Source organism: Pseudomonas sp. K8, from assembly GCF_014889455.1.
In the GTDB taxonomy this organism is placed as follows: Bacteria; Pseudomonadota; Gammaproteobacteria; order Pseudomonadales; family Pseudomonadaceae; genus Aquipseudomonas; species Aquipseudomonas veronii.
In genome coordinates this window covers 1-10,072 of sequence record NZ_VJWO01000087.1, presented here as the reverse complement: position 1 = coordinate 10,072, position 10,072 = coordinate 1, and the positions used below count along the sequence as shown (strand labels likewise).

Below are 10,072 nucleotides of genomic sequence, written 5' to 3'. Positions count from 1 at the left end.
GGGATATCAGTCATTTTTTGATGCACCGATACAACTGGATTCGACCGCACCAATTTAATGGTGGGCTGCCACCGGCTCAGGCCGAGAAAAAACTTAACGTCGTGTCCGGGATTAGTTGACCACTACACAGGGCGCGGTCTTGGATTGGTAATACAAACTAAATGTGGGAGGGGGCTTGCCCCCGATGGCGGTATTTCAGTCTAAGCATAAGTTGACTGATCCACCGCTATCGGGGGCAAGCCCCCTCCCACATTTGGTATTTCTAGTGCGTGCGCGCGACCGCGAACTCGCTCAGCTCGACCAGGGCGTCCCGGTATTCGCTGGCGGGGAGGGCGTCCAGGCACTTGATCGCACGGGCCACGTAGTCACGCGCCAGGTGGGCGGTGTAGTCCAGGGCGCCGGAGGCTTCCACGGCGGCGCGGATGCTTTCCAGGTCTTCGATCCCGCCTTTCTGGATCGCCTTGCGTACCAGGGCCGCCTGTTCCGGCGTGCCTTCGCGCATGGTGTAGATCAGCGGCAAGGTCGGCTTGCCCTCGGCCAGGTCGTCGCCGACGTTCTTGCCCAGGGTCTCGGCGTCGCCACGGTAGTCGAGCAGGTCGTCCACCAGTTGGAACGCCACGCCCAGGTGGTCGCCGAAGGTGCGCAGGGCTTCGGCCTGCTCGGCCGTGGCTTGGCACAGGGCGGCGGCGCTGTGGGTCGAGGCTTCGAAGAGCATCGCGGTTTTGCCGCGAATCACTTCCATGTAGGTTTCTTCGGTGGTGCTGGCGTCACGCACCTTCGACAACTGCAACACTTCGCCTTCGGCGATGATGCGCGTGGCCTGTGAAAGAATCTTCATCACCGGCATCGAGCCCAGTTCGACCATCATTTCGAACGAGCGCGAGTACAGGAAGTCGCCGACCAGCACGCTCGGGGCGTTGCCCCACATCGCGTTGGCGGTCTCGCGACCACGGCGCATGCCGGACATGTCGACCACGTCGTCGTGCAGCAGGGTCGCGGTGTGCAGGAACTCGATGGTGGCAGCCAGCAGGCGCAGGTCATCGCCTTCGCGGCCTAGGGCCTTGCCGCACAGCAACACTAATAAAGGACGCAGGCGTTTACCGCCCGCCGACGTAATGTAGTCGCCAATTTTGGAGACCAGCGGCACTTTAGACGTCAGCTGCTGCTTGATGATGCCGTCGACGGCGCTAAAATCGTCCGCGACCGCGCGGTAGAAAGCTTGGGGTTGCATCAGCGACAGTCGCTCCAGAAGGGTTGCGCGGCATGCTAGGACCCTGACCCCGCAGTGTCAAGGCGCGATAGACGGCCTCTTGCAACGTATCCGCGCCTTGCGTACAATCGCGCACCCTGAACTTCCTGGGCAGCACCTGCCTTACGCAATTGCATTCGGGACGTCCATCCCATGCAGCCATGCCAGCCAATACCTCTTCTTATAAAGCGCTGGGTGAGCAGGATTATCGGAGAAATACCATGTCGTACGCAGTAATTGTTACTGGTGGCAAGCAATACAAGGTCGCCCCAGGTGAATACCTGAAGATCGAAAAACTGGAACTCGCTACCGGCGACTCCGTGACTTTTGATCGCGTTCTGTTGGTCGCCAATGGCGATGACGTGAACATTGGCGCTCCAGTTGTTGCTGGCGCTACCGTTGTGGCTGAAGTGATCTCCCAAGGTCGTCACGATAAAGTCCGCATCATCAAGTTCCGTCGTCGTAAGCACCACATGAAGCGTATGGGCCACCGCCAGTGGTACACCGAGATCAAAATCACCGGTATTCAGGCTTAATTTCAGCCTAATTCCTCACTAGGAGAATTGACTCATGGCACACAAAAAAGCTGGTGGTAGTACCCGTAACGGTCGCGACTCAGAAGCCAAACGCCTTGGCGTGAAGATGTATGGCGGCCAGGTTATCATTCCGGGCAACATCATCGTGCGTCAGCGCGGCACCCAATTCCACGCCGGTTACGGTGTTGGCATGGGTAAAGATCACACTCTGTTCGCTAAAATCGACGGCGTGATCAAGTTCGAAGTAAAAGGCGCCTTCGGTCGCCGTTACGTGAGCATCGTCCCGAAGACTGACGTCGTCGCGGCATAATTACGTAGTTGCTGGAAAAGCCCTGTCTCGCGACGGGGCTTTTTCGTTTGTGGAGTGAGTCTCTTGCAAAGCTGTTTGTAATGAGCTCAAGCGCTGGATTTGCGGTCGTTGATTGAGGTCGCTGCGCTCATTTTTGCAAGAGTCTTATGTCTTGGTTTCTTAAGCTCGTCCGTGCGGCGAGAGGCGTTTTGTTATGAAGTTCGTTGATGAAGTTTCCATCCGAGTAAAAGCAGGCGACGGCGGTAACGGTTGCATGAGTTTCCGTCGCGAAAAATTCATCGAAAACGGTGGCCCCAACGGCGGTGACGGCGGTGACGGCGGTTCCATCTACATGATGGCCGACGAAAACCTCAACACCCTGGTGGACTACCGTTACACCCGGCACTTCGATGCCGAGCGTGGTTCCAACGGCGGCAGCACCGATTGCACCGGTAAAAAAGGTGAAGACATGGTGCTGCGCGTACCGGTCGGCACCACGATCATCGACTCTGCGACCCAGGAAGTGATCGGCGACCTGACCAAGGCCGGCCAGAAGCTGATGGTTGTGCAGGGCGGCTGGCACGGTCTGGGTAACACCCGTTTCAAGTCCAGTACCAACCGTGCGCCACGCCAGACCACGCCAGGCAAGCCGGGCGAGCAGCGTGACCTCAAGCTGGAAATGAAAGTATTGGCCGACGTGGGCCTGTTGGGCCTGCCGAACGCCGGCAAAAGTACCTTCATCCGCTCGGTCTCGGCCGCCAAGCCGAAAGTCGCCGACTACCCGTTCACCACCCTGGTGCCAAACCTGGGCGTGGTCAGCGTCGATCGTTGGAAAAGCTTCGTGATCGCCGACATTCCCGGCCTGATCGAAGGGGCTTCTGAAGGCGCCGGCCTGGGTATCCGTTTCCTCAAGCACTTGTCGCGTACCCGTTTGCTGCTGCACCTCGTCGACATGGCGCCGCTGGATGACACCAGCGCACCGGACGCCGCCGAAGTGATCGTCAACGAACTGACCAAGTTCAGCCCGTCCCTGGCAGAGCGTGATCGCTGGCTGGTGCTGAACAAGTGCGACCAGATCCTCGAGGAAGAGCACGAGGAGCGCGTCAAGGAAATCGTCGATCGCCTGGAGTGGACCGGTCCGGTCTACGTGATCTCGGCTATCGCCAAAGAAGGCACCGAGCGCCTGACCCGCGACATCATGCGTTACCTGGAAGACCGCGCCGACCGCCTGGCGGCCGACCCGGTGTTCAAGGCCGAACTCGCCGAGCTCGACCAGCGCATCGAAGACGAAGCCCGCGCCCAGCTGCAAGCCCTGGACGACCAGCGTGCCTTGCGCCGCAGCGGCGTGAAGTCGGTCCATGACATCGGCGACGATGATTGGGACGAAGAAGACGTGGATGATGAAGACGGTCCGGAAATCATTTACGTGCGCGACTGATTCGTTGCAGTAAACTTAAGCGCCGCTCACTCGAGCGGCGTTTTGGTATCTGGGGATACCTGCAGTCACGAATGTAGTCACGAATAACGTTATGGGCGGCGCTGGGTCGCGTCCCGCCCTCTAACTAAGGTTGAAGATGATGCGGAGCAAAGTGACAGGTGCGCAGCGCTGGGTCGTAAAGATCGGAAGTGCGTTGCTGACGGCGGATGGCAAAGGGCTGGATCGCGCAGCCATGAGCGTGTGGGTCGAGCAGATGGTGGCCTTGCATGAGGCCGGCGTCGAGTTGGTGCTGGTCTCGTCCGGAGCGGTTGCCGCCGGAATGAGCCGCCTCGGCTGGACCGCGCGACCCAGCGCGATGCACGAACTGCAAGCCGCTGCCGCCATCGGTCAGATGGGCCTGGTGCAAGCCTGGGAATCCAGCTTCGCCGAGCACGGCCTTCACACCGCGCAGATCCTGCTGACCCACGACGACCTGTCCGACCGCAAGCGCTACCTCAACGCCCGCAGTACGTTGCGCGCGCTGGTGGAGCTCAAGGCGATCCCGGTGATCAACGAAAACGACACGGTGGTCACCGACGAAATCCGTTTCGGCGACAACGACACCCTGGCCGCCCTGGTGGCCAACCTGGTGGAAGCCGACCTGTTGGTGATCCTCACCGACCGCGACGGCATGTTCGACGCCGACCCGCGCACCAACCCCGACGCCAAATTGATCTACGAAGCCCGCGCCGATGACCCGGCGCTGGACGCCGTGGCCGGCAGCGTCGGCGGCGCGCTGGGCCGTGGCGGCATGCAGACCAAGCTGCGTGCGGCGCGCCTGGCGGCGCGTTCGGGTGCCCACACGATCATCGTCGGCGGGCGCCTGGAGCGCGTGCTCGACCGCCTCAAGGCCGGTGAGCGCATCGGTACGCTGCTGTCGCCGGAACGCGGCATGCTGGCCGCGCGCAAGCAGTGGCTGGCCGGGCATTTGCAGACCCGCGGCACCCTGGTACTCGACGATGGCGCCGTGACGGCGTTGTCCCTGGGTCACAAGAGCCTGCTGCCGGTGGGCGTCAAGTTGGTGCAGGGCAGCTTCCGCCGTGGCGAGATGGTGGTGTGCGTGGCGCCGGACGGTCGTGAGATCGCCCGCGGCCTGGCCAACTACAGTGTGTTGGAAGCGCAGAAAATCATCGGGCAGTCGTCTGAGGCGATTGTCGGTCTGTTGGGTTACATGGCGGAACCGGAACTGGTCCACCGCGACAACCTGATTCTGGTTTAAACGAAAGGAATACACGATGCGTGTGATGAAGGGATTGCTCGGCCTGCTGTTGGCCATGCCGTTGCTGGCGTCGGCCGAAGAGATCGGCCAGGTGTCGACGGTGTTCAAGTTTGTCGGCCCCAACGACCGGATCGTGGTCGAAGCCTTCGATGACCCCAAGGTCGATGGCGTGACCTGCTACCTGTCCCGCGCCAAGACCGGCGGCGTCAAAGGCGGCCTGGGCCTGGCCGAAGACCGCTCCGAGGCGTCGATTGCCTGTCGCCAGGTCGGGCCGATCCGCTTCAAGGGAGAACTCAAGGATGGCGACGAAGTGTTCAAGGAACGCACGTCGCTGGTGTTCAAGACCATGCAGGTGGTGCGCTTCCTCGACAAGAAGCGCAATACCCTGGTGTACCTGGTCTACAGCGACCGCCTGATCGAAGGCAGCCCGCAGAACGCCGTTACCGCGATTCCGATTTTGCCGTGGCCGACCGCGCAGTGATCCGCAGGCGAGTTTTGTAATCGGCGTCTATGATTGCAGGCTTGCGGGTTGTAATCTCGAAGAGCCGCAATGCAAAGAACATGGGATATCTGGAGTTCGTCATGAGTGCTTTCCACGACCTGAAACTCAAAGCGTTGGACGGACAAGAGCTGCCACTGGCGCCCTTCAAGGGCAAAGTTGTGCTGGTGGTCAACGTGGCCTCCAAATGTGGCTTGACCCCGCAATACGCGGCGTTGGAAAACCTCTATCAGCAGTACAAGGACCAGGGGTTTACCGTACTCGGCCTGCCCTGCAACCAGTTTGCGGGCCAGGAACCGGGGACCGAGAAAGACATCCAGGAATTCTGCAGCCTCAATTACGGGGTGAGCTTTCCGCTGGGCAGCAAACTCGATGTGAACGGCCCTGAGCGTCACCAGTTGTACCGCTTGTTGGCGGGCGAGGGCGCCGAGTTTCCTGGGGACATCACCTGGAACTTCGAGAAATTCCTGCTGGGCAAAGACGGGCGGGTGCTTGCGCGTTTCTCGCCGCGAACGGCACCGGATGATCCGGCCGTCGTCCAGGCCATCGAAAAAGCCCTGAGCTGATCCCCTGACCTGTAGGCGTGAGCGTGCTCGCGAAAAATCCAGGCGCACCGCGTTGATCCAGTATGAACGCGTTATCGTTGACGATTTTCGCGAGCCAGCTCGCTCCTACAGGTGTCCGGCATTTCTAAGCCTTAATCACCCTGATCAATAGTGCTACTCAGCACGCTGCACGCGCCATATTATCGGCATCATAAAAACCGTCTTTCGTGGAGTGTTGCCATGCCTGTCCAAGCCTTGTTCAAACCGTTCCACCTCGGAACGCTGCAACTGTCGAGTCGTGTGGTAATGGCGCCGATGACCCGTTCGTTTTCCCCGGGCGGCGTCCCCAATTCCAAGGTCATCGAGTACTACCGCCGCCGTGCCGCGGCGGGTGTGGGCCTGATCATCACCGAAGGCACCGTGGTCGATCACCCGGCGTCCAACGGCTATCCCAATGTCCCGCACTTCTATGGTGAAGCGGCGCTGGCGGGCTGGAAGAAAGTGGTCGATGCCGTGCATGCCGAAGGCGGCAAGATCGTCCCGCAGTTGTGGCATGTGGGCAGCGTGCGCCGCATCGGTACCGAGCCGGATGCCAGCGTACCGGCCTACGGACCGATGGAAAAACTCAAGGATGGCAACGTGGTTGTCCACGGCATGACCCATCAGGACATCAAGGACGTGATTGCCGCCTTCGCCCAGGCGGCCAGGGACGCCCAGCGCATCGGCATGGACGGCGTGGAGATCCATGGCGCCCATGGTTACCTGGTGGACCAGTTCTTCTGGGAAGGCAGCAACCAACGCAGCGACGAATACGGCGGCAGCCTGGCCAACCGTTCGCGTTTTGCCATCGAACTGATCCAGGCCATCCGTGCCGCCGTCGGCCCGGATTTTCCGATCATCCTGCGTTTTTCCCAGTGGAAGCAGCAGGACTACACCGCGCGCCTGGTGCAAACCCCCGAGGCTTTGGGCGAGTTTCTCAAGCCGCTGTCCGACGCCGGCGTGGATATTTTCCACTGCTCCACCCGGCGCTTCTGGGAGCCGGAGTTCGAAGGTTCCAACCTCAACCTGGCCGGCTGGACCCGCCAGCTCACCGGCAAGCCGACCATCACTGTCGGCAGCGTCGGCCTGGATGGCGAGTTCCTGCAGTTTATGGTCAACACTGACAAGGTTGCGCAACCGGCCAGCCTGGAGAAGCTGCTGGAGCGTTTGAACAACGATGAGTTTGATCTGGTCGCCGTCGGCCGTGCCCTGCTGGTGGACCCGGATTGGGCGGTGAAGGTCCGCGAACACCGTGAGGGCGACATCTTGCCGTTCAGTCGTGAGGCGTTGACGACCCTGGTGTAACGGGCCGGGCTCCCGGTGGTTGCCACCGGGAGCTGTTCAGTTGGAGCGGTCAATACTCTACTGACTTGCGCAGCTCCTGGCGGTGATCGGTCTTGTGCCCGTCTTGGCGCGCAGCCTGGTCATAAGTGGGCGGTGCTGCTCGAGACTGATCCAGCCATTGTTGCTGACGCGTCCACTCTGCGGTTGGCATGTTGATGCCATTGCGCACTCCCATTCCGTAAATTGCCATATCTCAGGGTCTCCATTGATCTAAGGGACCTGCGTTAGCAGCAGGTATCAATGATTGGTCATCCACCGTTCGCCGTTCCAGGGGGAAATATCGAGTAAACCTTGCGCAACCTATGGCAATCGGTGTGCAACACGGTCCGCTAGCTCGGGCGGGAGGTCGGGTAGACAGCGCCCGGCCTCCCGCCGGTTTTCAGCGCGTTGGGTTTTTCAAGGCCTATTGTCTTGTTGTTGGCCTATCCGGATTAACCGTAGTAGGCATCTTCCGCCCGTTCGGAATGGACCGCTGCATATTGCGTGGTGGCGTAGGATGCTTGACCGTCATGCGTTGACGGGCGGTCAGTGAACTGTGGGCGATAGCCGCCGCCGTTGTGCGGACGTTCCCATTGATTCTGCGGCGGCTGCCAGTTGTTTCCAGGGTGTGTGGGTTGCGGGCGATAGCCGTCGTTGTGCGGCGGGCGCTGCCAGTCGTTCTGCGGCGGCTGCCAGTCGTTTCCAGGGCGCGTGGGTTGCGGGCGATAGCCGCCGTTTTGTGGCGGGCGCTGCCAGTCGTTCTGTGGCGGCTGCCAATCGTTTCCAGGGCGCGACGGTTGCGGGCGTTGCCATTGGTTGCCCGGACGTGCCGGCTGCGGGCGGTTCCAGCCGTGGTTCGCGTTATAGGGCTGTGGGTGTGACGGTCGTCCGTGATCGTACTGGGCGCTGTTGGATGGGCAGGTGTCTGTCGGCCCTTGAGTGGGCGTGTTGAACGGTTGGAATCGCAGCGCCATTGATCCATTTATCAGTGTCGACATAGTGCTCTCTAATTAATGTTTCATCATGAATGACCTGCCTTTTTTGAGTGCGTCCAGAGACAGACACCTCTTCCTTGGCAGGTGTCATGTAGGTGGCGATAAATCGCGCGACGTTCCGGAAATATCCTGTTGTGGCGTGCCGACTCCGATGGCTTCAGGTAAAAAATCCTAATGTTGAAGCCGTTATTCAGGGGGAAGGCTGGAGGGACGGCGAACTAACTGACGTTATTCGCAGATCGTTCAACGAACATAAGGCTGCGTTGGAGCGGCCAACGGTTCTGCGCACACATCGCGTAACTGGTTCTCGAACTGCTCGATGATCGCCGGCCAGCCCTGGTGACTGGCATGATGGCGCGCATTGAGGCGGGCCCTGCGCAAATGCTCGCGATCTTCCAGCAGCCAATTGGCCGCGTCGCAGAACGCTTCCTCATCGCCGGGCATCGCCAGCACGCCGTTGTAACCGTGGCGGATATGCTGGGTCGCGGCCGCCTGGTCATATGCCACCACCGCGAGCCCGGAGGCCATGGCTTCCAACACCACGTTGCCGAAGGTTTCGGTCAGGCTGGGAAACAGGAACAGGTCTCCCGAGGCGTAGTGTCGCGCCAGTTCTTCGCCGCGCTGGGTGCCGCAGAATATGGCGTGCGGCAGGTCGTGTTCGAGCAGCGCGCGTTGCGGTCCGTCGCCGACCACGATCAGTTGCAGGCGACGCTGTGGATAAGTACTGCGCAAGGCATCGAAGCAGCGCTTGAGCATGCCCAGGTTCTTTTCCTGCGCCAGGCGCCCGACGTGCAGCACTGCAATATCGTCATTGCCCAGGCCCCAGCTTTCGCGCAAGGCGTTATCGCGCTTGGCCGGGTGGAACAACTGGCTGTCGACCCCGCGCGACAACATCCCCAGGCGTTCGAAGTGGCGGCGCTCCAGCTCCAGGCGTTGGCTGGCGCTGGGTACCAGGGTCAAGGTCGAGCGGTTATGAAACCAGCGCAGGTAGTGCGTGACCACGCGGCTCAACATGCTCAGGCCGTACTGGTTCGAGTACTGCTGGAAATTGGTGTGAAAACCGCTGACCACGCTGATCCCCAAGCGACGCGCTGCACGTAGTGCCGACAACCCGAGCGGTCCTTCTGTGGCGATGTACAGCACATCCGGGCGTTGGCGTGTCCAGCGGCGCAGCAGCTTGTGCATCGACGACTGGCCCCATTGCAGGCCTGGATAGCCGGGCAACGGCCAGCCGCGGCACAGCAGCAATTCGTTGTCGCTGGGGCGGCTTTGGTCAATGCCTTGGCGCGGGCGCACCAGTTCGACCTGATGGCCGCGCGCGCGCAAACCCTCGCACAGGCGACCCAATGTATTGGCCACCCCGTTGATCTCTGGCGGGAAGGTTTCGGTAATCAGAGTGATGTGAAGCGAAGCTGTCGTCATGACCCACAGTGTCGCTGTGGGCTGTGTCGCCGATGTGTCATACAGATGATGGATTTATGACGGGCATTGGCGGCGGGCGGCAATGCGCCAATCCTTTAAGCACAGAGCCCTTCGGCTCTGTGCAGATCGCTGGCCGGGGGGGGCTCAGAAGGTGATTTTAGACGGCGTGACATAGTTCGGATCTTGCACACCGAGCACTTTATTTTGCGGGCCGAATTCACGGTCGCCAGGGTTCAGAGTCCCGTTCGCGTTTGGGGGCACGCTGATCGAGCTACTGTCTGTTGGTTTTGTATTCTGGTCCCTGGATGGAAAGTCGGGAAGCAGTGGCCCGGACCAGGGTCCTGGTTTTGATGGCGGGACGCTGGGTGGGGTGCGGGGTGGCCAGCTGGGAGGCGCGTCGGGCCTGGGTGCTCGGTTTTTTGGCGGGGTGCGGGATGGCTGCCATTTGTGACGCTGGCCGGGCCAGGGTGCTGGGTTTG

11 protein-coding genes are annotated in these 10,072 nt (G+C 60.8%); 7 read left to right on the top strand and 4 right to left on the bottom strand.

Annotated features, from left to right (window positions below):
• Nucleotides 1–262: 262 nt before the first annotated feature.
• Entirely contained in the window at nt 263–1,231 is a 969-nt protein-coding gene (locus INT12_RS29815; RefSeq protein WP_017847747.1) for a polyprenyl synthetase family protein, read from the bottom strand.
• Nucleotides 1,232–1,470: 239 nt separating this feature from the next.
• Between INT12_RS29815 and rplU the strand changes: the two genes are divergently transcribed.
• The 7 genes from rplU to INT12_RS29780 all read left to right on the top strand — a co-directional run bounded on the left by rplU (nt 1,471) and on the right by INT12_RS29780 (nt 7,158).
• Entirely contained in the window at nt 1,471–1,785 is a 315-nt protein-coding gene (rplU, locus tag INT12_RS29810; RefSeq protein ID WP_017847748.1) for a 50S ribosomal protein L21, read from the top strand.
• A 34-nt stretch (nt 1,786–1,819) separates the two neighbouring features.
• Nucleotides 1,820–2,095, top strand: coding sequence for a 50S ribosomal protein L27 (gene rpmA, locus INT12_RS29805; RefSeq protein ID WP_007901871.1), 276 nt, complete (start codon nt 1,820–1,822; stop codon nt 2,093–2,095).
• A gap of 193 nt (nt 2,096–2,288) precedes the next feature.
• Nucleotides 2,289–3,512, top strand: coding sequence for an Obg family GTPase CgtA (gene cgtA / locus INT12_RS29800; RefSeq protein WP_017847749.1), 1,224 nt, complete (start codon nt 2,289–2,291; stop codon nt 3,510–3,512).
• 139 nt (nt 3,513–3,651) lie between these two features.
• The gene (gene proB / locus INT12_RS29795) at nt 3,652–4,770 is read left to right on the top strand and encodes a glutamate 5-kinase (protein WP_193040373.1); all 1,119 of its coding nucleotides are present in this window, start codon (nt 3,652–3,654) and stop codon (nt 4,768–4,770) included.
• A 16-nt stretch (nt 4,771–4,786) separates the two neighbouring features.
• Nucleotides 4,787–5,251, top strand: coding sequence for a CreA family protein (locus INT12_RS29790; RefSeq protein WP_017847751.1), 465 nt, complete (start codon nt 4,787–4,789; stop codon nt 5,249–5,251).
• A 101-nt stretch (nt 5,252–5,352) separates the two neighbouring features.
• Entirely contained in the window at nt 5,353–5,835 is a 483-nt protein-coding gene (locus INT12_RS29785; protein ID WP_017847752.1) for a glutathione peroxidase, read from the top strand.
• 219 nt (nt 5,836–6,054) lie between these two features.
• Entirely contained in the window at nt 6,055–7,158 is a 1,104-nt protein-coding gene (locus INT12_RS29780; protein WP_017847753.1) for an NADH:flavin oxidoreductase, read from the top strand.
• Nucleotides 7,159–7,207: 49 nt separating this feature from the next.
• Here INT12_RS29780 and INT12_RS29775 read toward each other — a convergent pair whose 3' ends face one another.
• From INT12_RS29775 to INT12_RS29765, 3 genes are all read right to left on the bottom strand, one after another.
• Nucleotides 7,208–7,387, bottom strand: coding sequence for a hypothetical protein (locus tag INT12_RS29775; protein ID WP_032804636.1), 180 nt, complete (start codon nt 7,385–7,387; stop codon nt 7,208–7,210).
• 241 nt (nt 7,388–7,628) lie between these two features.
• Entirely contained in the window at nt 7,629–8,150 is a 522-nt protein-coding gene (locus tag INT12_RS29770; RefSeq protein ID WP_193059146.1) for a hypothetical protein, read from the bottom strand.
• A gap of 264 nt (nt 8,151–8,414) precedes the next feature.
• Nucleotides 8,415–9,593, bottom strand: coding sequence for a glycosyltransferase family 4 protein (locus INT12_RS29765; protein WP_017847755.1), 1,179 nt, complete (start codon nt 9,591–9,593; stop codon nt 8,415–8,417).
• Nucleotides 9,594–10,072 lie beyond the last annotated feature (479 nt).